The organism is Shewanella jiangmenensis (genome assembly GCF_018596335.1).
In the GTDB taxonomy this organism is placed as follows: Bacteria; Pseudomonadota; Gammaproteobacteria; order Enterobacterales; family Shewanellaceae; genus Shewanella; species Shewanella jiangmenensis.
On the sequence record NZ_JAHEPS010000001.1, the window covers coordinates 972,954 to 997,346 of the forward strand.

The 24,393-nt window shown below is 54.8% G+C and carries 15 protein-coding genes; 11 read left to right on the plus strand and 4 right to left on the minus strand.

Translation table 11 applies throughout. The features are described from left to right. Nucleotides 1-560: 560 nt before the first annotated feature. Entirely contained in the window at nucleotides 561-995 is a 435-nt protein-coding gene (locus tag KJI95_RS04335; protein WP_349356701.1) for a curlin, read from the plus strand. 13 nt (nucleotides 996-1,008) lie between these two features. Continuing rightward, nucleotides 1,009-2,499 carry a curlin gene (locus tag KJI95_RS04340; RefSeq protein WP_214505916.1) on the plus strand — a complete coding sequence of 497 codons (1,491 nt, stop codon included), beginning with the start codon at nucleotides 1,009-1,011 and terminating at the stop codon, nucleotides 2,497-2,499. Nucleotides 2,500-2,784: 285 nt separating this feature from the next. Here KJI95_RS04340 and KJI95_RS04345 read toward each other — a convergent pair whose 3' ends face one another. Then, nucleotides 2,785-3,450 carry a helix-turn-helix transcriptional regulator gene (locus KJI95_RS04345; RefSeq protein WP_214505917.1) on the minus strand — a complete coding sequence of 222 codons (666 nt, stop codon included), beginning with the start codon at nucleotides 3,448-3,450 and terminating at the stop codon, nucleotides 2,785-2,787. A gap of 466 nt (nucleotides 3,451-3,916) precedes the next feature. Between KJI95_RS04345 and serA the strand changes: the two genes are divergently transcribed. Further along, a complete protein-coding gene (gene serA / locus KJI95_RS04350) occupies nucleotides 3,917-5,146 on the plus strand; it encodes a phosphoglycerate dehydrogenase (protein ID WP_214505918.1) in 1,230 nt (409 codons plus the stop codon). Nucleotides 5,147-5,274: 128 nt separating this feature from the next. Further along, nucleotides 5,275-6,234 (plus strand): tRNA-modifying protein YgfZ, encoded by a 960-nt coding sequence (ygfZ, locus tag KJI95_RS04355; protein WP_214505919.1) that lies wholly within the window; start codon nucleotides 5,275-5,277, stop codon nucleotides 6,232-6,234. 119 nt (nucleotides 6,235-6,353) lie between these two features. On the opposite strand, the gene KJI95_RS04360 is transcribed toward ygfZ, so the two are convergent. Next, entirely contained in the window at nucleotides 6,354-7,376 is a 1,023-nt protein-coding gene (locus KJI95_RS04360) for an HD domain-containing phosphohydrolase (RefSeq protein WP_214505920.1), read from the minus strand. A gap of 31 nt (nucleotides 7,377-7,407) precedes the next feature. Beyond that, nucleotides 7,408-12,666: a PAS domain S-box protein gene (locus KJI95_RS04365; protein ID WP_214505921.1), complete on the minus strand. Its 5,259-nt coding sequence runs from the start codon at nucleotides 12,664-12,666 to the stop codon at nucleotides 7,408-7,410. Between the two features lie 665 nt (nucleotides 12,667-13,331). Between KJI95_RS04365 and KJI95_RS04370 the strand changes: the two genes are divergently transcribed. Beyond that, on the plus strand, nucleotides 13,332-13,880 hold the full coding sequence (locus tag KJI95_RS04370) for a DUF3332 domain-containing protein (RefSeq protein ID WP_214505922.1): 549 nt from the start codon (nucleotides 13,332-13,334) through the stop codon (nucleotides 13,878-13,880). Between the two features lie 60 nt (nucleotides 13,881-13,940). Here KJI95_RS04370 and KJI95_RS04375 read toward each other — a convergent pair whose 3' ends face one another. Beyond that, nucleotides 13,941-15,083 (minus strand): Na/Pi symporter, encoded by a 1,143-nt coding sequence (locus tag KJI95_RS04375; protein ID WP_214505923.1) that lies wholly within the window; start codon nucleotides 15,081-15,083, stop codon nucleotides 13,941-13,943. A 333-nt stretch (nucleotides 15,084-15,416) separates the two neighbouring features. On the opposite strand from KJI95_RS04375, the gene KJI95_RS04380 reads away from it, so the two are divergent. The 6 genes from KJI95_RS04380 to KJI95_RS04405 all read left to right on the plus strand — a co-directional run bounded on the left by KJI95_RS04380 (nucleotide 15,417) and on the right by KJI95_RS04405 (nucleotide 24,388). Further along, nucleotides 15,417-16,109 carry an ABC transporter ATP-binding protein gene (locus tag KJI95_RS04380; RefSeq protein WP_214505924.1) on the plus strand — a complete coding sequence of 231 codons (693 nt, stop codon included), beginning with the start codon at nucleotides 15,417-15,419 and terminating at the stop codon, nucleotides 16,107-16,109. Nucleotides 16,110-16,132: 23 nt separating this feature from the next. Beyond that, nucleotides 16,133-18,784: an ABC transporter permease gene (locus KJI95_RS04385; protein ID WP_214505925.1), complete on the plus strand. Its 2,652-nt coding sequence runs from the start codon at nucleotides 16,133-16,135 to the stop codon at nucleotides 18,782-18,784. Nucleotide 18,785: 1 nt separating this feature from the next. Continuing rightward, nucleotides 18,786-20,036: a lipocalin-like domain-containing protein gene (locus tag KJI95_RS04390; RefSeq protein WP_214505926.1), complete on the plus strand. Its 1,251-nt coding sequence runs from the start codon at nucleotides 18,786-18,788 to the stop codon at nucleotides 20,034-20,036. A 117-nt stretch (nucleotides 20,037-20,153) separates the two neighbouring features. After that, the gene (locus KJI95_RS04395) at nucleotides 20,154-21,482 is read left to right on the plus strand and encodes a leucine-rich repeat-containing protein kinase family protein (RefSeq protein WP_214505927.1); all 1,329 of its coding nucleotides are present in this window, start codon (nucleotides 20,154-20,156) and stop codon (nucleotides 21,480-21,482) included. Nucleotides 21,483-21,707: 225 nt separating this feature from the next. After that, nucleotides 21,708-22,025: a DUF3144 domain-containing protein gene (locus tag KJI95_RS04400; protein WP_214505928.1), complete on the plus strand. Its 318-nt coding sequence runs from the start codon at nucleotides 21,708-21,710 to the stop codon at nucleotides 22,023-22,025. A 593-nt stretch (nucleotides 22,026-22,618) separates the two neighbouring features. Continuing rightward, the gene (locus KJI95_RS04405; RefSeq protein WP_214505929.1) at nucleotides 22,619-24,388 is read left to right on the plus strand and encodes an NACHT domain-containing protein; all 1,770 of its coding nucleotides are present in this window, start codon (nucleotides 22,619-22,621) and stop codon (nucleotides 24,386-24,388) included. The last annotated feature ends 5 nt before the right edge of the window (nucleotides 24,389-24,393 follow it).

Sequence of the window (24,393 nt, forward strand, 5' to 3'; positions counted from 1 at the left end):
AATAAACGTGACTGAATTAAAGGAAGGGGCGAAAAAACCGCTATCAACCAGGCTCGCAAAGCAGGGTTTTGAGGGCATAAAAAAAGGTGGCCGGAGAGCCACCTGAAAAGTTACTGCCTGCGTCTGCTCAGTAAAAAAACTGTTCAGTAAAAACAACTTGGAAAAAACTGGCCGGTAAAAGCCATTCAGCTAAAACCATTCAATTCAGGCCAAGTCGTGCAATGAAAGCGGATTTGCCCCAAGGCGCTCGACTGCCTTTCATTACGCCGCCTACTGTGCACTCTGTAAGCAGGGATGAAAACCGCCCGGCGCACACTCCATACTTTTCTACTAGCCCTAAACAGCTAAGCCGGCCTGCACCAACATTCGCAAAAACACACTAAGTCATTGTTTTACCGAAAGAGTAATTACACCTCATACCAGTAAGACTCAGGCCGAAACAGCCAAATTAAATAAGCTTTCTTCCAATTGTGAGTACCGGCCCGGCACCGTAAGTTTGTGCCTGAATCCGATGGCAACATTTTGCTAACCATATGGAATGCATCGCAAAGGAGTGTCGAGTGTCTACCAATAAGACGTGGGTGTTGACCGCCTCCCTCCTGCTTTGCAGCTTCTTTGCCAACGCTGAACCCACCACAGATGACGACAGCACGCTGCACTCGCTGCCCGTCACCTTGCAAACCCTGCTTGAAACCCACGGCCGCGAAAATCTGGTCGAACTGTTTCAGGTCGGGGCGCAAAACCAGTTCAGCGCCGAGCAAGCCGGCAGTCAAAATCAGCTGTATGCCGCCCAGGCAGGTTCGGGCAACGAGGCCAAAGTGATTCAGGTTGGGGTAAACAACAGCGTTGAGCTGCGCCAGGTTGGCAGGGACAACCGCGCCACAGTTGCTCAGATTGGGGACGACAACCAGGTACAACTCAACCAGTTAGGCAGTGCCAATTTCACCATTCACCAAATCGGCGACGGTGCATCCATCGCCGTGACTCAATATTAACAGGGAGCGTCACATGAAATCACAAGCAAACAAATCCTTGGTAGCACTGGCCATCGCCGCTGCATTTGGCCTGTCTGCACAGGTTATGGCCGGCGAAGCCAATGACATCAAAGTCACCCAGTCAGGCAGCAGCAACGAAGCCACTGTCGAGCAGACCGGCGTAATGCACGTTGCCGAAGTGACCCAGTCAGGCGCAGATAACAGCGCTGTAGTGTCTCAATCAGGTACTTTCCACGAGTCTTACAGCACCTCAAGCGGCAACGGCAACCAAGTGGCCGTGACTCAAACTGACCTGTGGCACATTGCCAACACCGAGCAAACCGGTGACAACAACGCCGACACAGTGACCCAATCAGGCTTCCTGAACGTAAGCGCCGCCGCCACCACAGGTAACGACAACAAAGTCGACGTTATTCAAAACGGCTTCCTGAACGAAAGCTCAGTTGAGCTGATTGGCAACGAAAACACTGCCAGTGTGGATCAGGATGGCGACGGTAACTTCGCCGTATTCCGCGTTGCAGGCACAGGCAACGATGGCAAGATCACCCAAACTGGTAACAACAACCAGGGCGGCCTGCTTGCACTCGATGGCAGCACCAACGAAGGCGACAACAACGACGTGACCGTTTACCAGAAAGGTGACAACAACGTCGGTGGCGTGCGCGGCGTAGCCGGCGACAACAACGCCATTGAACTGACCCAGGAAGGCAACAACAACCTGGCCTTTGTTTACGGCCTGCAGGGCAGCGACAACGACCTGACCATGAGCCAGGACGGCAACCGCAACACCTCAGTGCTGGAATTCACCACCGGTGACCACAACGACGTGGAAATCACCCAGAAAGGCGAAATGAACGCCATCGGTGACAGCCTGATTGCCGTGGTTCAGGGCAATGACAACCAAATCGACATCAAGCAAAAAGGTGATGTCAACAGCGCACAGTTCGCTGTTGTTGGTAACGACAACGACGTGGATCTGGAGCAAAAAGGCAACGCCAACTACGCCGAGTTTGTAGCCCAGGGCAACGACAATACCCTGGATCTGAGCTCCAAAGGCGACAGCAACGAGATTCAGGCTGGCGCTTTCGGCGAAGACAACAGCCTCGAAGTGGTTCAAAAAGGCGACATGAACTTCGCTTACACAGTGACCGCCGGCAACGACAACGAAGTTGACGTGAAGCAAAAAGGCAATGATAACGAAGCCATTGTAACCATTGAAGGCAACAACAACACCGACGTGGTTGCCGACCAGACCGGCGATCTGAACGTGATTGACCTGCTGATCGTTGGCGATGAAAACCTGGCCAAGCTGACCCAAACCGGCAATGGCAACTGGGTAGGTAACGATGACGGCGCCTTCGCAGTAACAGGTAACGGTAACAGCCTGCTGGTTGCTCAAAGCGGCACCAACAACCTGGTCACCGGCTCACAGAACGGCGTTGGCAACAGCATCAACGTGATGCAGTCTGGCACCGAAAACGTCGCGACTGTTATTCAGCACTGATCTTTCAAGGCTGATTAGCCAAACAAAACGGGCCACGCTCAGGTGGCCCACTGAAAAGGAGCCCAAGGGCTCCTTTTTTATTGCGCTGATGCTATTAACGTAACTGTCATTTACCGGCACTGGTTTAACAGCTGCTTTGGCAGGTGCTGATGTCACAGGCACGGATTTAACTGAGTTTGGGCTGTGAAGGCAGAAGCTGGCTTATGAAGCTAATGCCCGAAAGATAAACGCAAGAGATAAACCTGAGGCTAAAACCAATGCAGCCCGAACGGGCTGCCATAAAGGTTAACTGACCAGAGCGAAATGACTTTGATGGGTTTGCGCCCAGCGCAGCAACTCAACCCGGTTACGGGAATGGGTTTTGCGGAAAATAGAAGAGATATGCGCTTTCACTGTGTGCTCGCTGATACAGAGACGATCGGCAATTTCCTTATTGCGCGCGCCGCTGCCCACCAGCTGAATAATAGTGCGTTCGCGGCTGGTCAGCGACTGCAGCATAGCCATGGCATCCGGCGACACTTCAACGTTCGAATCCAGCTTCTGCACCAGACGGCGGAACATCTTGCTGATAAGCGGCCGGTCAAACCAGAGCTCATCAGCCACCATCTTACGCAGGCCTGTCAGCATCAAATCCATGCGCTGATCGGCAAACAGCAAACCGCGGATCCCAAGCAGCAGTGCCGCTTCCTGATCCAGTGACTCACGGTCAACCTGATACAAGGCCACCGGCACATGGGACACCAACCGGCTCGCCAAAAGTGGAATGCCTTTGCTGTCCAGCGCTGCGCCCTTTTGGGCAATCAGATAGAAGGTATTGTTACCGCGTTCAACATCAAGCTCACCCGGATGTTTAACGATACGGGTTTTAAGCCCGATTGACTCGGCCAGAATGGCCAGATGACAGGGTGCAACCAACTGATGCACAAACACTAACTCATTTACCGTATTCAACGCTCCATCTCCCTTTATAGATCGCAGCGACCGATACTTCCCTGTAAGACGTTATGCACGCCAACTGCTTGAACCGGAATAGCCATTGTGCTGGCTGGCGCATATAAAACCATCAGTCTAAGGCATGAATCAACCCCAGCCTCAACAGGAACAACGTACTGTAACCAATACTCTTTCCCGAAAAGCCAGCAATGGTACGACTTTCGGCGCCATATTTCTCCATTTTGTTAAATTATTAACAATTGTAAATTCAGAGTTTTTGCACTCGTACAAAAAGCGGCCGGGCCAAACGCAGCCTTAGCATCTGCGGCACTGTTCATCTTACTGAATAGAGTTCTTTAATTTGAATAAACACTTTAGCCATCCAGCCCTCCACAGTGTGTAAAAAAAATGCTACTTTGGGTGGGCATTGACAGTCAGCAGACCATTACCAAAATTTGGCATTAGAAAAGAGGGTATCTACACCATGGCGAAACACTCGCTGGATAAGGATAAGATCAAGTTCCTGCTGCTCGAAGGCGTCCACCAATCTGCGGTAGATGTACTTGAACGGGCGGGCTACACCAATATCGAATTTCACAAGGCATCCCTCTCCGATGAGGCGCTGGCTGCATCCATTAAAGATGCCCACTTCGTTGGCATTCGCTCCCGCACTCAGCTCACCGCTGAGGTGCTGAAAAAGGCCGAGAAGCTGGTCGGTGTTGGCTGTTTCTGTATCGGCACCAACCAGGTGGATTTGAAAGCCGCTGAACTTGCCGGTATCCCTGTTTTCAACGCCCCCTTCTCCAACACCCGTTCGGTAGCCGAACTGGTGCTCGGTGAAATCATCATGCTGATGCGCGGTATTCCGCAGCGCAATGCGCTTTGTCACCGCGGTGGCTGGCTCAAGAGCGCCAACGGCAGCGTCGAAGCTCGTGGCAAAACCCTGGGCGTAATTGGTTATGGCCATATCGGCACCCAGCTTGGCATTCTGGCCGAAACCCTCGGCATGCGGGTTAACTTCTACGATATCGAAGACAAGCTGCCGCTCGGTAACGCCCAGCAAATCCACTCACTGGAAACCCTGCTCGCCACCAGCGATGTAGTCAGTCTGCACGTGCCCGAAACCCCGGCCACCAAAGACATGATTGGCCGCGATGAACTGGCGCAGATGAAAAAAGGCAGCTTCCTTATCAATGCCTCCCGCGGCACTGTGGTGGACATCGACGCCCTGACTGCGGCGCTGAAAGAGAACCACATCGCCGGCGCGGCCATCGACGTGTTCCCGGTTGAGCCCAAGTCAAACGACGATGAATTCCAAAGCCCGCTGCGTGGCCTGGACAACGTTATCCTGACTCCACACGTGGGCGGCTCCACCGAAGAAGCGCAGGAGAACATCGGCATCGAAGTGGCCGGTAAACTCGCCAAATACTCAGATAACGGCTCAACCGTGTCGGCAGTAAACTTCCCTGAAGTATCGCTGCCGCTGCACAAGGGCACCTCGCGTCTGCTGCACATCCACAAAAACCGCCCCGGTATCCTTATCAAGATTAACCAGGCGTTTTCCGAGAAAGGCATTAACATCTCGGCCCAGTACCTGCAAACCACCGCCGATATCGGTTACGTGGTTATGGAAGTGGATACCCATCAGGCCGAAGAAGCGCTGGAGCAGATGCGCGCCATCGAAGGCACCATCCGCACCCGCCTGCTGTACTGAGGTACGGCTCAGCAATGCCAAAGGCGCCTTCGGGCGCCTTTTGTTTTTTGCGTGCCACGGCCATTCACCCCGCCTGCGCTATCCGCTACAATCGATGCCAAATCTCGGTTCATTTCAAGGAACAGGCAATGACATTCACCATCTCTCAGGCCAACTGGGCACTGGACAGCGACGGCCCGGCTCTCTCCTTAAGCCTGCTTAACCATATGGGGCTGGTGTCGGTCACCGGCGAGCAGGGCGCAAGCTTTATTCACGGCCAGGTCACCGCCGATATCAGTTCACTCAAGCCCGGCGACATTTGCTGGGGCGCCCACTGCGATCCCAAGGGCCGTATGCTCGCCACCTTCCGCGCCCTGAAAAAGGACGACGCCCTGCTGCTGCTGTTGCCGCGCAGCGCGCTTGAAGTCTCACTGCCACAGCTGAAAAAATACGCCGTGTTCAGCAAAGCTGAGCTCACCGATGTCAGCGCCGATTACTGTCTACTTGGCGTGGCCGGCAAAGATGCCCATACCTTTGTCAGCGGCTATTTTGGCGAGATTAATGCCGCCGTGAGCTACACCGACAAGGGCATAGTCATCCGGGATGGCGAGCGCTACATTCTGCTGCTTGACCGGACTCAGGCCAACGCGGTTATCGCTGCCAGCGACCAGCCGCTCTTTGGCGCCGATGTGTGGCAGGCCGAAGAAATCCGCGCCGGTTACCCCAATATTGCCGGCAGCCATGCCAGCGAATACATTCCGCAAATGTGTAACCTGCAGGCCGTGGGCGGCATCAGCTTTACCAAGGGCTGTTACATGGGGCAGGAAACCGTGGCCCGCACCAAGTATCGCGGCGGCAACAAGCGCGCCCTTTACATACTGCAGGGCGAGAGCAAGACTCCGGTCAGGCTGGAAAGCACACTGGAAATCGCCGTTGAAGGCGGCTATCGCAAAGCCGGCAACATCATCGAGGTGGTGAGCCGTGGCGGTAAGGTGCTGATGAGCGCCGTGCTTGCCAACGACACAGCCGCCGATGCGGTGCTGCGTCTGGCAGACGACCACGAGGCGAGCTTCCGCCTGCTGCCGCTGCCTTACTCCCTCGAGGACTGATAGCAATAAGCCAGGCTCGTAAAAACGGGTTCGTAAGGACAATGCAAGACACAAAAAAAGCGCTTCGGCGCTTTTTTTATATCTGAATCAATACCTCTGAAAACCGACACACAGACAGCTCAGGTCTCGATATGCTGGTCACGGATGGCAATCACCTCGGGCAGAATCACTTTAAAGTGCTCCACCAGGGCCGGGTCAAAGTGTTTGCCTGCTTCGGACTCCAACAGCGCCATGGTGTCTTCTATGGTCCAGGCTTTTTTGTAAGGACGAATCGATGTCAGCGCATCAAACACATCGGCAATGGCAACGATGCGCCCTTCGATGGGAATTTCCTCGCCTTTGAGGCCATTGGGGTAGCCGGAGCCATCCCATTTTTCATGGTGAGTCAACGCAATACGGCGCGACATCTGCAGCAGAGGGTCGGCATGTTCGCCGATAATTTCGGCGCCTATCTGGGCGTGCTGCTGCATGATTTTCCACTCATCCGCATCCAGCTTGGCGGGCTTTTTCAGTACCGCATCCGGCGTGCCGATTTTACCTATGTCGTGCATGGGCGCGGCGTTGTAGAGCATTTCACAAAACGGCTCGGGCAAGCCCACCTGCAGCGCCAGAAGCCGGGCATAGTGGCTCATACGCACCACGTGCAGGCCGGTTTCGTTGTCCTTGTATTCGGCGGCGCGGCCGAGGCGGCGGATGATTTCAAAGCGGGTGCGTTCAAGCTCTTTGGTGCGCTCGCGCACCTGCTCTTCAAGCAGCCGCTTCTGGTCATAGAGCGCGAGGTGAGTCTTTACCCGCACTTTCACAATGGGCGCGCTAACCGGCTTGGTGATGTAATCCACCGCGCCAAGCTCAAATCCCTGGGTTTCGTCGGCCACTTCTGCCATGGCGGTGACAAAAATCACCGGGATATGGGCAGTCATCGGCTCCTGCTTCAAGCGGCGGCACACCTCATAACCGCTCATGCCCGGCATCATCACGTCGAGCAAAATCAGATCCGGCGGCGAGCTTTGCGCCACCGCCAGCGCCCGGGGGCCGTCAATGGCCACTTTGACCTTGTAGTCCTGCCCCAGTATGCCCACCAGAATGTCGATATTCTCCGGGGTATCATCCACCACCAACACAGTAGCCTTATCGACTGTCACCTTGATATCTCCCCTGAATTTGCCAAACCCGTCACGCGTCCGAACTGCCTTCGAGTTCCTGCAGCAGTTCTTTGAGTAAATCGGCCCCATCGTCAAACTGATAACCCGACACCAGCTCGGTCACGGGTTTAAACCTGGCCTTGAGTTTTGGCGCCACCTGAGCGCCAAGCGCATCGATCGCCATTACAGCACTGGCGTCGGACTCTTCGAGTTTGGCCAGAATCGCCCGAAGCGCCGCGCAAACCTCAGCATCGGGCAGCACCTCCGCCTGAGCGTCGGACTGTGCATCGCCCTCTTCACCATCAAGCCACAGGCGGATAGCCGCGACTATGGGCGCAAGCTTAAGTTCAAGCTCGGCAAGCAACTCATCCACCGCCTCCCCTTGACTGAGCTTAGCCTCAAGGCTTCGACCAAGTTCCACCAACACCTCGGCGCTGAGGTTACCGGCCACGCCTTTCAGCGTGTGGGCAAAACGCACCGCATCCTCCTGCCGTCCTTCTTTGATGGCCTTACGGATTTGCGCCGGCGCCTGCGCCTGGCCATCGGCAAAGCGCTCAAGAATACGCCGGTAGAGCCGGGCGGAGTTTTGCACCAGCTGCAACCCCCGGTCGATGTCGATATCGTCGTGCAGCGGCCAGCTGACCATGGCAGGCGTTGCCGCTTTCAGCGTCATGTCTGCTGCCGGCAAGGTGATATCGGCCGGGCCCAGATAGCGCAGCAGCGCCTGATACAAGAGCCCCACTTCGATGGGCTTGGCAATATGGTCGTTCATGCCGGCGGCAAGGCACAGCTCCCTGTCGCCCGCCATGGCGTTGGCTGTCATGGCCACCACCGGCAGCTCGGCCAGCCCCGGCATTTTGCGAAGCTCGCGGGTTGCCTGATAGCCGTCCATGACCGGCATCTGGCAGTCCATCAGCACAATATCAAAGGTCTGCTGACTGAGTTTTTCCAGCGCAATCTGGCCGTTATCGGCGATGGAGAGCACAACGCCCACCTGCTCAAGAAACTCAGTCGCCACTTCCTGGTTCATTTCATTGTCTTCCACCAGCAGCACGCGCTTGCCCCTGAGGCATTCAAGCTGCGCCGCATCCAGCGGCTCAGCCTTGCGCCGCACCGGCTTTTGCCCCTGCTTGCCAAGGGCCGACATAATGCCGTCGAGCAGCCGCGAGGCACTGATGGGTTTGGCGATATAACCACTGTTCCCGCGCGCCGCCACCTCATCGACAAAACTGGCATCCGCATGGGCCGACACCATCAGCACCACGGGCGGATTGGGCAACTGCTTAAGGCGGGATGCGGTTTCAAGGCCGTCCATTTCCGGCATTTTCCAGTCGACCATGGCGATGCGATAGGTGTTCGCGGCGCACTTCTCCAGCGCTTCCATGCCACTGCGGGCCGTTTCCACCGCAAAACCCATGCTTTGCAGGGTGGCGCGCATAATGTCGCGGGCGGTGTTGTTATCGTCCACCACCAGCACCGGCATGTTTTCAAGCTCACGCTCCACATTGGGCAAGGCCTGTTCCGACACCTTGGCACTGATGGTGAAAAAGAAGGTACTGCCGTTACCAAACTGGCTGTCGACACCTATCTCGCCGCCCATGAGCTCCACCAGCTGTTTGCAGATGGCGAGTCCAAGGCCGGTGCCACCGTATTTACGGGTGGTGGAGGTGTCGGCCTGACTGAAGGATTTAAAGAGTTTGCCCTGCTGCTCGGCGGTAAGGCCGATGCCGCTGTCGCGCACCGCAAACTTAAGCTGCACCTCATCGCCATCGCGGGCAAGCTCACTGATAGACAGCATCACCTCGCCGCGCTCGGTAAACTTAATCGCGTTATTCATCAGGTTAATCAGCACCTGCCCGAGGCGCAGCGGATCGCCTTCGAGGTGCCTTGGAACATTGGGCGCCACGGAAAACAGCAGTTCCAGCTGCTTGGCCTCGGCCTTGACCGAGAACATGTCGCCCAAATCTTCAAGGATGGTATCGAGCTGGAACGGCACCACTTCGATATCAAGCTTACCGGCTTCGATTTTGGAAAAGTCGAGAATGTCGTTGATTATCCCAAGCAGCGACTTGGACGCGCGCTCGATTTTCTCCACATAATTGCGCTGTTTGCGGTCAAGATTGGTCTGCAGGCACAGCTGCGACATACCGATAATGGCATTCATCGGCGTGCGGATTTCGTGGGACATATTGGCCAAAAAGTCGCTCTTGGCCTGATTGGCGGCGTCGGCGTCCTCTTTGGCGGCAAGCAGCTCATCCGACAGCAGTTTAAGGCGGGTGATGTTGGCAACACTCATCACCACCGAGCGCTCGCCATCGTCTTCATCGAGTTCAGAGGCTATCACCGCCATCCACATCAGCTCGCCAGAGCCGCTCAGCATACGCCACTCGCCGTGGATGCTGTCGCCACTCTCCGTGAGAGCCTGCGGCAAGTTGGTAGCAAGCTCTCTGTCGTCGGGGTACATCAAATCCGCCAGCGCGCGGCGCTTCACATCATCCAGACTCATGCCAAGGTCGCTCAAGAAGCGGGCGTTGCAGTCTTTAATCATGCCGCGACCATCAAGATTGACTATGCCCATGCCGGCGTTATCAAACAGGGCGCGGAAGTGCGCCTCGCTCTTGGCAAGCCCGGCCTCCATTTTTTTGCGGGCGCTGATGTCCATCATGTAGCCGTTCCACACCAGGCAATCGTCCTGCTTGCTGCCGCGGGCCCCGGCCTCAAGCCAGCGCACTTCGCCGGACGGGAAGCTGTAGCGGAACTCCTTGGTCCATTGCATGCCGCCTTTGCCGCTGAGTAACCGGATAAACTCGGGGCGGTCTTCATCGTTGATACGCTCGGCAACCAGCTCAAAATTGGCAAAGATTTCATCACGATGGAAACCCAGGGTCGACATCACTGCGCTGGACAGGAAGGTAAAACGGCGATCTTTTTCGTGGCGCCAGGTGAGCTGATACACGGTACTCGGCACAGATTCGGTGATGTGTTCCAGCCGCTCGCGGGACTGCTCCAGCCGCTCCTGAAACAGTTTTTGCTCTGTGATGTCGTTGATGGCGCCGTCAAACCACAGCGGGTTGCCGTCTTCATCGTAACTGGCCTTGCCTTTTTCGTGGATCCAGCGCAGCTGGCCATCCCGGTGCACAATCCGGTATTCCACCTCAAAGGCATGCTGCTCGGCGAGGGCTGTGTCTATCACCCGATTGCAGTGGCCCATGTCGTCATCAAAAATGATGGAGGCGAAACTGCGCTTTTTGTTGTCGATAAAGTGCCAGGCCGGGTAGCCGGTGATATCGGCGATATTGTCGCTGACATATTCCATCACCCACACCTCGCCGATGCGGGTGCGGTACACGGCGCCGGGGATATTGGACACCAGCCCGCGGAACCGGCTCTCGCTCTCGCGAATTTTTTGCTCCACTTCTATCTGCACCGACAGATCGCGGATAGAGGCCGCTACCTGGTGCTGGCCATTATCATCGGCGGGCAAAATACTGAGGCCAATCTGCACCGGAAACAGGCTGCCGTCACGCTTGAGCGCATGCAGCAAGCGGCCTTCGGCCATGATCCTGTCTTTGCCTTTGGCAACAAACTCATGGCGGCTTTGGGCGTGGGCAACCCGGTGCATTTCCGGCATCAGGGTTTCAACATTAAGCCCAAGCATCTCATCGCTGCGATAGCCAAAAAGCGACTGACAGCGACTGTTGCTGAACACCAGATTGCCAGCCTCATCGACAATCAGCATTGCCTCGGGCGCTGCCTCGAGCACTGCATTGGACCAGGCCGCCGCCGACATCTGCTCGGTCACATCGGTAAACAGCATTTCCACCGACAACAGGGCACCATCGTTATCCAGCAGCGGCTGCATAAACAAATCAAGTCGGCGCAGGCGGCCATCGTGGGCCTCCATTTCGACCTGATGGGCAGGCACACTCTCACCGCTTAGCGCCCGCTCCGTGTATTGCCAGTTTTGCTCGTTGATGGGATTGCTGGAAAACAGCCTTTGGTATTTGCGCTTCATCAGCTCGGGCGAGAGACCAAGCACCTTCTCCACCCCGTTGCTGACCTGCTCGAGCGCGCCGCTGGGTGCCATCGAGCAATAGAAGGATTTGTCGCTCATGCCATCAATCAGCCGGGCAAAGCGGTTACCACGGGAATCGAGCAGTGCCTGCTCGCGCTCTTCCAGCGCTGCCGCCATCTCGTTGAATTTCTCGCTTAAGGTCGCGACTTCCCGCACCGCGCCCGATGGCTTTTGCAGCCGCTTGATTTGCCCCTTGCTGAAACTGACAATGCCGCTTTCAAGCCACTCGAGCGGCGCAGTCAAGCGCCGGGCGCTGGCATAACTGGTGAGCAGCAACAGCCCCAAAAACAGCAGCATACTGAGCGACACCCCAAGCACCTTGTGGCTCATAGCCTCCAGCAGATGCTGCTCCGGGGTCACGACCAGCAAACGCCAGCCAAGGGGCTGCACCGGTGCCACACTGACGAGATAACGGGTGTTTTTGCGATCGCGAACGCTAAGCTCGCCCTGCGCCATGGTAAGGAGGCGCGGGTCAACGCCATCAACCAACCAATCGGCGAGCGTGCCATTGAGCGACAGCTCGCTGTCGGGGTGATAAATCAGCCGGCCGCTGCCGTCGGCCACTATCAATTGTTTGGGGCTTATCCCCACAGTGGCGGGCAGGCCTGCGAGCGCCAAGTCGGTGGTCACCACACCAAGGGCAACCTTGCCACCAAAGGGCTGAGAGAAAGTGAGCATAGGCACATCGCCGCCGCCCTCATCGAAATAGGCCGGGGTCCAGTAACCCTCGGGGTTGTCTATCGCCTTGTCCCACCAATCCCACTTGCCGCTGCTGTAGTCGTAGCCATCGCGGCCGAGATCTTTTTGAATAAGCTCATTATTCTGACGAAACACATAGGGGGCGAACAGGCGCGCCGTGGGCAGAAAATCCGGTTTGAATGCGATGGCGGTGCCATAAAATCCGGGATTGAGCGCCATACGCTCGCGCAGTTGCAGATAAAGGCTGTCGCCTTGTTGAAGCTCTTCGGTGCTGGCGAGGTTAGTCAGGGCAAAGGCCAGGGTGCGGGTGTCGCGCTCGGTGAAGTTAAGCTCAGACTCCAGTCTGCCGGCGGCGTAATTGGCTTTTTCGGCCAGATCGGCAAAAAAATCCTTACGGGTCTGCTGATAATCAAACCAGCCATTGACCGCCGCCAGCGCCGTCATCAGCACAATCAGTGGCAGGGCAATTTGCAGCAGTATTCGGGTCTTGAAGGTTTTAAGCCTGGTTTCCTGCATCCTTTCTCTCCACCGCCGGGCTTTCCACGCGCGGGCTTTCCACGCGGATGTGCCACGGCAAAAGACAAGCTGCGCCAGTGGCAAAACACCACCTGCTACTCTCTTGCCCAAGCGGGAAGGACGACAGTAACTTTAGCGCTTCCTGTTACTCAACTAGTTGAACTATAGGAAAATTCTAAAGCAATATAAGCACCGGAATTGAGTGTAAACAAGCAATTCGATTAAGTATGATCTTAAAGTTGTCACCGGCACGACAATCCCTCATACCAAATTACGAGACGGCGTCCCAAAGCGATCAGCGCGCAACCAAGGTAACAGTGTTTTTTTAAACTTGCATGCGGTAAAAGCAAAGGCATGGGGGCGAAGACAGCGCGGTTACAAAAGGTCACAGCTGTAAAAATCGCCGCCACATCAGCCCCAGGCGCAACACCTCAAGCCAACGCCAAGCCAACGCCACTTCAACCACCAGCAAACCCAATCTCAACCAGACGACGTTTCACTCAACAGCGCCCCAGTGATGCTTACAAGCCAAGCGAGCCGGACAAGGCCGCAACAAAGGTTTTACCCAAGGCTGTGAAGCAGCGCGCGGCGTTTTTTCGCTCAGTCTTTAGGATCTGCGCCCCTGTCGAATGGCCTAGCGCCAAAGCAATCCTAAGGAATACCCAATGAACAAGAAGATGATAGCCGTTACCGCCAGCCTGCTTGCCTGCACCCAGCTCAGCGGCTGTATGGGCCAGATGGGTCTGAGCAGCATGCTGACCCAGGGCAACCTGTCGGCGGTGGACAACCGTTACGGCCGCGCCGGCTTGTATATGCTGCTGGCCCCTGTTTATGGCCTGACCGCCACAGCGGATCTGTTTATTTTCAACAGCATCGAATTCTGGACCGGTAAAAACCCCATCACAGGTAAATCCCCTGCCCTGGTCGACACACCGGCCAACGCGGTTATCAAGGTCAATGACAAGCTTGGCAAGGAGCTGAGCACTGCGCCACTTAAAGGCACCATTGGCATGGCCGGCAGCAAACACATTGAGGATGCGCAGTTTGTCGCCATCGACGATGACACCCTCGCCATGCTGGTTCGCTTTGACGATGGCAGCGAGCAGACCATGACCGGCAAACGCAGCGGTGACTCGGTGCGCTTTTTTGTAGACGACAACTTTGTCAGCGAAGTGAGCATTGATGAGCTGAGCCGTTACGCCGCCGCACGCTGATAACGATTTGCAGCGACGCAAAAAAGGGCGCAGTGCGCCCTTTTGCATTGACAGAAGCGGTTAACGAATCGCCAGCAGCAAGGTACCCGGCAGCACAAAGAAACAGCCAAGCACGTAGGCGAGCGCCGCACCTTTGTGTTTTACGCTGGTGCGGGCCAGCGCCTCGGCGCAGTGCACCGGAATATCGCGCAAAAACGGCAAACCAAAAATCAGCGCAACCGCAAACACGTTAAACAGCACATGCACAAAGGCAATGGTCAGCGCCACTTCAGATGCCGCGCCTGAAATCGCCGTCGCCGCCAGCAGCGCCGTAATGGTAGTGCCTATGTTGGCGCCCATGGTGAAGGGGTAAATCTGCCGGGTGGTAAACACGCCGCTGCCTGCCAGAGGCACCATCAGACTGGTGGTGGTGGACGACGACTGTACCATCACAGTCACAGCTGTGCCTGACAGAATCCCCGCCAGCGGCCCCTTGCCAATGGCGCTGTGCAGCATGTGTTTGGCGCGGCCAACCAGCGCTTTTTGCAGTAACTTACCAAGAAAGGTCACCGCCAGCAGAATAAGGCCAATACCGATAACAATCATGGCCACACCTGCCCACAGCGGCTCAAGCCAGGAAACCGATGCCTTAACCAGTGACTGACCGGGCTCGGTAATCACCTTCATAAAGTTGTAGTCTTTCATCGACAGGTTGGCATCGACAGTGACGAGATCAGCCAGATAACGGGCAGATTTCTCGAGGATGCCGAACATGATTTCCAGCGGCAGGAAAATCATCACCGCCATAATGTTAAAGAAGTCATGCACGGTCGAAGCCGCAAAAGCGCGCTGAAACTCGTCTTTATTACGCACATGGCCGACCGACACCAGAGTATTGGTGATGGTGGTGCCTATGTTGGCACCCAGCACCATGGGAATGGCCACCGACATGGGCAGGCCGCCCGCCACCAGCCCCACAATCACCGAAGTTACCGTGGAGGAGCTTTGCACCAGTGCGGTGGCAAATACCCCCAGCAAGAGTGCCACGAAGGGGTGACTGGCAAAGGCAAAAATCGCTTTTGCACCCTCACTGCCACCGGAGGCCAGTTTGAAACCATCGCCGACTGAACCTACAGCCACCAATACGAGGTAAATCATCGCGGCGATGGCAATCCAGTTCATCACCTTGGTTTGAAGCGAAGTGGTTTGTACAGTTTGACTCATGCTATTTCTCTTGGATTCGGGGAAGTCGCGGCGCATTAGACCAAAGCTTTATGACAAAAATATGTCAGTAAAAAGACAGTCAAACCCGCCGAAAATCTCGCCCCAAAGGGCAAAACCGCGCACTATAAACACCAAGTTATAAATCATCATTAAAATTCACATTTGCCACGAATTTAACCAGCATTTTTAGCATCTACGGCACCTTCAACTGCCAACAAAGTGCAGCAAAAGCAGTTTAAAAAACGATCCCAAGCCCGTGATTAACCGTAGTTTTAACTGAGTGACTCGGGTATTCTCGAGCCACTGCGCAGTAAATGGACCTCAGGAGCAGTCATGACCCCCATCGTCGCGCTTGCCGGCATAAAAAAAAGTTTTCAGGATGGCAGTGAACGCCATCTGGTACTGGACGGCCTGACCCTTGCCATCCATGGCGGCGAAACCATCGCCCTCACAGGTCCAAGTGGCTGCGGCAAAAGCACCCTGCTAAACCTCATTGCCGGTTTCGATACCCCCGACAGCGGCGATATTCACCTCCTTGGCAGGCTCGCCAACGATTTTACCGCCCGCGACTGGGACAGTTTTCGGCGCGCCGAGCTTGGCATGGTGTTTCAGCAGTTCAACTTGCTCGACCCGCTCGATGTGCGCGCCAATATTCACTTTCCCCTCGCCCTCAATGGCAAGCCCTGGAATGGCTGGTGCGACACCCTGATAAGCCGCCTTGGGCTTAGCGAGCTGCTGTCACGCCCAATCGACAGCCTCTCCGGCGGCCAGCAGCAAAGGGTGGCCATTGCCCGCGCCCTCGCCCAGCGCCCGCCACTGCTGCTTGCCGACGAGCCCACAGGCAACCTCGATGAACAGTCCGGCGATGAGGTAATGGCGCTGCTGACAAGCCTTGCCCGCGAGAGCAACACCGCCATCCTGATGGTGACCCACAGCGAGCGCTGCGCCGCCTTTATGCAAAGGCGCTGGCACTTAAGTGGCGGGCGCATTGCTGAGCGCGAGCAGCACCGGCAGGCAAATGTATGAGCACAGCCCGGGCAGGCAAATGTATGAGCACAGCCCGGGCAGGCAAAGGTATGAGCACAGCGGCGCAGCGACAACATCACCGCCCCCTCCATGGACTCTGGCTCAGCTTCAGGGTGTTTTTGGGGCACTACCGCCGCGCGCCGCTGCAGGCGGGGGCGATTTTGCTTGGAGTCATCTTGTCGGTGGTGCTGCTCACGGCGGTTAAGAGCATCAATGAAAACGCCCGCAGCAGTTACCGCGAGGCCACCGCGCCACTTTCAAGCCGCGCCGCCTTTACCCTGCTGCCCGCAGGCGGCAAGGCATATCTCGATGATGAGGTGTATTTCCGCTTAAGCCGTCAGGGGCTTAAGTTAATGCCAAGGTTAAACGGCGTGATGACCGACGACAGCGGCCGGCGCTTTTATCTCGACGGCATAGACATCATAGCGGCCACGTCAATTGCAGCCTCCTACACCAGTACATCCGCGCCAGGCACCAGTACACCCGCGCCAGGCACCGGGCCAGCCAGCCCATTGTCGGCAAACCTCGACCTTGGCAGCTTACTCACAGGTGCGCCTGTGCTGCTGTTAAGTCAAAGCCAACTTGAAAAGGTGAGCGCCAAAGGTGCGCTCAAACTTAAAGGCCAAGCCATTGAACTGATTGGCCTTGATGACGCTCTCGGCCTTGGCAGCGCCACTGTGGCCGATCTCGCCTTTGCCAAACAGGCGCTCGAGCTGCCCCATTCACTGAGTTCAATCGAGGTGCTGGATAACATCCCCCTTGAGACCTTTAAACAGCAGCTCAGCGCCGCCGGCATTGATGAATCAAGCCTTGATATCCTTCAAGGCGACAACGGCGCGGCGCTGACCGAGCTCTCCGGCAGTTTTCACTTAAGCCTTAAGGCCATGGGCCTGCTCGCCTTTGTGGTGGGGCTTTTTATTGCTTACAACGGCGTGCGTTACAGCCTGATGAAGCGCACCCGTTTGCTGCTGCAACTGCGACAGCTCGGCGTGGGGCAGCGCGAGCTGCTTGGCGCGCTGGTGCTGGAGCTGATGCTGATGGTAATTTTTGGCGCAGCAATAGGTTTTGCCCTTGGGCTGTGGCTTGGGCAGGGGCTGATGCCGCTGGTATCCATGACCCTTGAGCAGGTTTACGGCGCGCGGCTGCTGCCCGGTCATTGGCGCCCCGGCTGGTTTATCGAAGCCTTTGGGCTCAGTGCGGCGGCCAGTCTCTTTGCCTGTATTCCGCTGATGGCGCGCCTGGTGGCAACGCCGCTCGCCTCGGGCCGTCATCAGGCGGCAAATCAGGGGTTTGATGTGAAGATGCAGCGCCTGCAGCTTTTTGCAGCCGCCGCGTTGTTACTGCTTGCGCTTATCATCACCCTGTTTGAGCCTGGCGTGAGCCAATATCTTCGTGAGCAACAGCTTACCCGCTTGTTGCCCCTTTACAGCCTTGGGCTTATCGCGCTGGTGACCCTCGCCGCGCCGCTGCTGCTGCCAAGCCTGCTCGCAAGGCTGCCTGCGCTCTTTGGCAAATCGGGGGTAATCCGCCCCGGGCTTGGGCAGTACCTTATTGCCGAGCTTAAGGTGCTGGCGCCGCCCATGTCACTTGCCATGATGGCCATGCTGCTGGCGCTGTCGGCCAATATTGCCATGACGACCCTGGTGGTGAGTTTTGAAGGCACGTTAAAGGTCTGGCTCAATCAGCGCCTGCACGCCGACATCTATTTACGCCCCGGCGACAGCCACATGCCGCAGGTGATGGCAACGCTTGAAAACGATAGCCGCATCAGCGCCAGTTACCGCCAGTATTCAAGCCCTGCGCTGCTTAACGGCATGGGCGAGCAGCAGCAAACCCGCTTTCGGCTGCTGGCGCGCGACAGTATTTCGGTGCGGGAAACCAGCACCTTAAAAACCTTCGATGCCGCGCTGTGGCAGGCCATGCAGGCCGGCGGGCGGCAAATCCTGATTAACGAGCCCATGGCGCAAAAGCTTAACCTGCGACTTGGGCAGCGGCTTGATATCACGGTGGGCGGCAAAGACGTCAGCCTTGAAGTCGCAGGCATTTTTTACGATCACGGCAATCAGCAGCTTGAAACCCTGATTGAAGAAACCCTCTGGCAGCAACTCGGGTTATCGCCAATTCCCATGAGCCTTGCACTAAGCTGCAACGGCTGCGATGCCGAGCAGCTGGCCGACACCCTCGCGGGCGAGCTTGAGCTGTCGCGGGCGCAGATTTTCAGCCAGCAGAACATCAAAAAAATCGCCATCAGCATGTTTGGCCGCACCTTTGAAATCACCGCAAGCCTTGGCACCCTCACCCTGCTTGTGGCCTCGATTGGGCTCTTCTCGGCGCTGTCGATGCTCTCGGCGAGCCGCGAAAACCCGCTGGCACGGCTGCACGCCCTCGGGGTGAGCCGCAGTGAGCTGCTGTTAATGAGCGCTGCGCAAATGCTGCTGATGGTGCTCGCCACCGCGCTTTTGGCCATCCCCGTGGCCTGGGTACTTGGCTACCTTTTGATCCACAAAGTGATTTTGCTCTCCTTCGGCTGGAGTCTCACCATGGACTGGCAATGGCTGCCGGTTTTCAGCGCCGTAGGCGCAGCGCTGCTGTCGGCCGCACTGGCACTGGCCTGGCCCTTGTGGCGCCAAAGCCGCCGCCCGCTTATCCGCAGTTTGCAGCAGGAGGCAAATTGATATGGCATTCTGCAAAAAAATCAAAACCTTGCCACTTATGTTGCCGATTATGCTACTGCTTGCGCTGCTGTCCGGCTGCGGCGAACCTGTCACAACTCAGACGCAAAACAGCCAAATCCAGGACAGCTCCGGCATGGGCGAGCTGATGTCAGGGGATATCACAGGTTTTGATAAGGTTAAGCCCACAACGGCACTAAGTTTTCCCGCAGACCATGGCCCCCATAATAACTTTCGTCAGGAGTGGTGGTATCTCACCGCCAACCTCACAACCGCCAGCGGCGAGCCTTTGGGGCTGCAATGGACCCAGTTCAGAGTCGCGCTTAAGCCGCTTAACCCAGCGCCAGAACAAGAGCCAGACCCGGCATTGAACCAGGCAGCTCAATCAGACAATAGCTGGCAAAGCCGCCAACTGTGGTTTGCCCATGCCGCCGTGACCCGTAAAAACAGCCATATCGCCGCCGAGCGCTGGTCGCGCGGCCATGGGGCGCTTGCAGGCGCTGGGGGCAGCCCCTTTGCTGTGTATCTCTCGGACTGGCGCTGGCAGTCGCAAACCGAGGCGCTGTTTCCCGCAAGCCTTGCTGTAGCGCACAGCGGCGATAAGGGCACGCTCGCATACCGGCTCAACCTCTCAAGCAGCTCGCCGCTGCAATTACAGGGCGACAAGGGCTACAGCGCCAAGAGCGCCGATGCGGGGCTGGCATCCCACTATTATTCCGCGCCCTTTATCCACATTGAGGGCGAGGTGCTGCTGGACGGCAGCTGGCAACAGGTTCGCGGCCAGGGCTGGCTCGACCGCGAATGGAGCTCGGCGTTTTTGGGGCTTAAGCAGCAAGGCTGGGACTGGTTCGCGCTGCGCCTCGACGATGGCTCGGCGCTGATGCTGTTTGCGCTTCGTGAGCAAAACGCCAAATCCTTCACCCATGCCAACCGCATGTGGCCCGATGGCCGCAGCCAAAAGCTTGAAGTGATTTCGATGTCGCCAAGCGACTACCATCAGGGCTATCCGGTTGCCTGGCAACTGAATTTGAAAGACAAAAGCGCAGGCGAAAACAACGGGACAGGCAGCGAGCTTAACCTCAAAGTTGAGGCCCTCAATCCCGACGCCCGCATGGCGCTCAGCATGCAATATTGGGAAGGCCCGGTGCGCATCAGTCGCGGTGACAGCAAGAGTGACAGTGACAACAAGGGTGACATTGATAGCAAGAGTGACAGCCACATAGGTGAAGGTTATATGGAGCTCACGGGCTATTGACGACGAACCGGCAGCTGACGTGGCGATGGATTGCCACATCGCCCTCTTGCTTGTTGGCTCGGGCCTAACTGACTACAATGCCCGGCAACTTTTGAGTCGAATATTGTGGTAGCTCTTATGCCAACCAGTTCTTTGCCATCAAGCACAGCAGAAACAAGCCCGGCACCTGTCACCCGCATCAAACTTGCCGAGGGGCTCAGCGAGTTTCCGGTCGAGCTGTATCAGCATGCCGACACGCTTGAGCATCTGGATTTATCGGACAATCAGCTCTCAAGCCTGCCCGCTGACTTTGGCCGCTTTGTTGCGCTCAAGAGGCTGTTTTTTACCAATAACCAGTTCGAGTATATCCCGGAAGTACTGGCAAGCTGCCAAAGCCTCACCATGGTGAGCTTCAAAGGCAATCAGCTGACCAGGTTTGCCGAAGGAAGCCTGCCCGAAGAGCTTGAGTGGCTAATTTTAACCGACAATAAGCTTTCGCAGCTGCCCGAGGATTTTGGCCGCTACCGCAGGCTTAAAAAGCTCGCGCTATCAGGTAATCAGCTGTCATCGCTGCCAGACTCGATGGCAAATTGCCGCGAGCTTGGGCTGGCGCGACTGTCGCTGAACCGCTTTGAAGCCTTCCCCAACTGGCTGTTTGCGCTGCCAAAACTTGCCTGGCTCGCCCTTGGCGCCAACCCGGCCACGCCGGTGAGCAATCACAGCAGCATACCCACACAAGACATAGCCAACTACCTGCTGGACGCCGAGCTTGGCACAGGTGCCTCGGGCACCATTTACCTTGCCCATCATAAAGACAGCACCGAGCCTGTGGCTCTGAAAAAGTTCAAAGGCTGGCTGACCAGCGATGGCTGCCCCAAGGATGAGCTCAATAACGCCCTCAACGCCGGGCTGCACCCAAACCTGATTCCGATTGTGGCCAATATCAGTGGCCTTGAACTGCCTGCCATGGTGATGCAGCTTATCCCCAACACTTTCAAGTCGCTGGGTATGCCGCCGTCTTTTGCCACTATCACCCGCGATACCTATAAGCCAGAGCTGACATTAAGCCGCGCGCAAATCCTCACCCTCGCCCGCCAGGTAAGCTCAGCCATGGCGCACCTGCACGGCGCGCAAATCTGCCACGGCGACCTCTATTCCCACAATATGCTGGTGAATGAGGCATCTGAGTTGTACCTCGGTGATTTTGGCGCGGCGACGGCGCTCGAATCCTTACCCGCCCATCAGGCCGATGGCTTTAAAAAGCTTGAAGTACGCGCCTTCGGCTACTGGCTGGATGAGATGCTAAGCCGCTTAAGCCCCAAAGCTGACAGCAATCGCCAAGAGCCTGAAAGCGACAACGAAACAAGCAACGACGCCCTGATTACCCTGCGCGAGCAATGTCTTATGCCATCTGCAAGCCTGCGGCCTGATTTTCGCCAGATCAGCGAGCGGCTACAGCAGTTGTAAGCCGAACGATGGGAAAACGGCTGGCCGCCTTCTCCCATCCCCATCATCTCCAAAAGCACGCCGCAACTCATATCTGGGATGCGGCGCAGCAATATCCTCAATTATCAAGCGATTCTGTGATTCAGTCGGCTGTCACTTTACGGGTAAATACCTTAGGGTAAGGGCAACGCATTAAGGCGCGAGCGCCCGCGCAGGCGACCGCCCCCAACAACAGGAACTGTTCACATGTCTGAAAAAGAATCTGCAACCACGACTGACAGCCAAGCCGCCTTTTACGAGCGCGCCACAGCCATGATTAAGCTCGCCAACCAGCAAAATCAGGACCCGACGATTAAAACCGGTGAGATCAGCGCCTCTTTCATGTGGGCCGTCGCCCGCTACAACGCCTGGTTCGGCTCCACCAGTTTTGAAACCAAAGAGCAGATGCAGGCCAAAAAGCAGGAAATGCTGGATTACTACATGGAGCGTTACAAAGAGATGCTCGATGCAAATCTTGATGATTATATTGAGAATTTTGACCACTATCGGTCCACCCAAAAGTAGGGAGGCTGATGCCCCAGCCTGCTCTGGCTGTTAACTCTATGTCGCTTTGCAAGCGACGGTAGGTCGTGGGTCTCCGACCCACACCCGGCCAAAAGGGGATCTACAGCGATCCCCTCTTACTCTTTTATAACTAAAGCCCGCGCCGCCCCTGACGAAGCCGAGCACTTTGGACTTTTGGGCTGAAAACGGACACCGCGACCGATTCGCTCCATGCTCAACGGTCGCTGCCTCGATATCCCTATCTCAGCTTGCCCGTTTCACTCAGCCCAACATCCAAAGCGGCTTCGAAGGGGAACAACCGTGTCGTCCGACAGTAAGATGAACAGTTTCATCTCACTAGCGTTTCCCGAAGACCTTTGGCCGCCACGCGCGGGATGGCGTGTCCCTCAGCATAAGTGTTGTGCCTATCTTATCTTTTGCAACATCCAAAGCGGCTCCGAAGGGGGAATAGAGTGATACCTTAGGCAACGGTGTAGTGCGAGAGTAGTGGGTGCCCTGACTTTTCATAGTTATTTAAAGAGCGATCTCTTGATTCTTATATCCTAAGTGAGTAAATTTCAGTCATATTTTTCAGTAAATAACAGGGACAGATTTTGAGCATTGGAGAAGCAGTAACAGGCGAAGCGTTTAAGTTATTATTGGCAGAAGCTTTTTCTTATATCAAGTCCAGAACAAGCCAAATTTACAAATTTCAAAAATTAAATGTAGACGAAGTATATCTTAAAGCTAGGAATGTTGAACGAGTCAAAACCATATGGCAGGTTGATAAAAGTGTAGATCTAAGAGACTTTTATTACCCAGCATGTATTAGTGTTAGCAATAAAGAGATCGCTGTGAGCTCTCTTTCGGTATTTCCTAGTAATGACAAAGCTGTAATCCAAGGGACCGCGGGGCAAGGAAAGTCAATTTTATTGAGATATCTTGCGGGTGCCAGTTTAAGAGATGGTGAGATAATACCTATCTTTGTCGAATTGAGAAAAATATCTGAAAGAAAAAGCATTGAAGACCTAATAGTCACCGCAATTAATGAAATGGGGATCAACATTGGGCATTCAGAACTGGACCTTATATATTCATCGAGAAAGTTTTCATTACTTCTTGATGCATTTGATGAAATACCAGAGTTCTGTATCATTGATACGATCTCCTATATTGAAGGGGTTTGTGCAAAACATTATGACCAGCAAATAGTAATTACCTCAAGGCCAGGGGCAGAAATACAAAAGGTACCTTATTTCTCTGTATATCACTTAAAACCTTTAGTACAAAATGATTTCAGACCCATGTTGCTTAAGTTATTTAGCGGGGATGAAGTTGTGGTTCATCAAATATTAAAATCCCTCAACAGCAATGACTGTGAGATTGGCTCATTAATCACTACACCACTATTATTGACACTACTTGCCATAACTTATAAAACATATAATAAAATACCTTCTCAGTTACACGAGTTTTATGAAAGAATTTTCAACGTTCTAGTTAATAGACATGATGGCACAAAACCTGGTTTCAAAAGAAGCTATAAGTCAAATCTAAACGAAAGAGAACTAGAAGAGCTTTTCTGTGCATTTTGCTTTTTTTGCATGATTGAGGATAAAACATCATTAACATTGCAAGAAGCTGTATCCATATCCAAGAAATCCAAGGAATTGCAAAGGGTTAGCCCTAGCTCAGAACACGCGTTTCTCAATGATTGTGTTAAAAACACCTGTCTATTACTTGAAGAGGGATTTAGTTACCACTTCATACACAAAAGCATTCGAGAATATCATGCTGCCAAATTTATTAGCATCAGTCCTCCAACACTAAAATCCAAATTCTATGATGCTGCGAAAAAATCGCCAAGTAAGTATAAGGTTGAACTGGACTTCCTAAAAGTAATTGATGAACACTGCTTCAATATGGATTTTTTGCTTCCTATCTACTCAGATATAATTAGCGTTCTTAAATTAGATCTGGAGACGCCAGCTTCTGTTTCAATGGAACAGATTTTTAACGATTCGTTTGTAACGTTGGGGCGGAAAGGTATCGGCAATAATGAATTCAACAAGTTTTTTCTCAGTAGAGTTGTTTTAGGGGACAATGTAATCTTTAAATGCGCTTCTATTTCAGCAGGAGGAAATAGAATTATCGATAATATATTTGACACTATCTTCTCTAAAAGTATAGAGCATGCTTTTGAGATGGAAGATAGTTTAGAATGTCATGACATAAATCTCATTGAATATATAAAGATGATCAATGTTGAGGATGATATATCAAATTTTATAAATTCATTTATCGCTAAAATCATTGAGAAGTATAAGGATGTTAAACTTAAGCAGGAGGCTAAAGAGAGCAAGATTGTTGATATATTGTTTTGATAGGA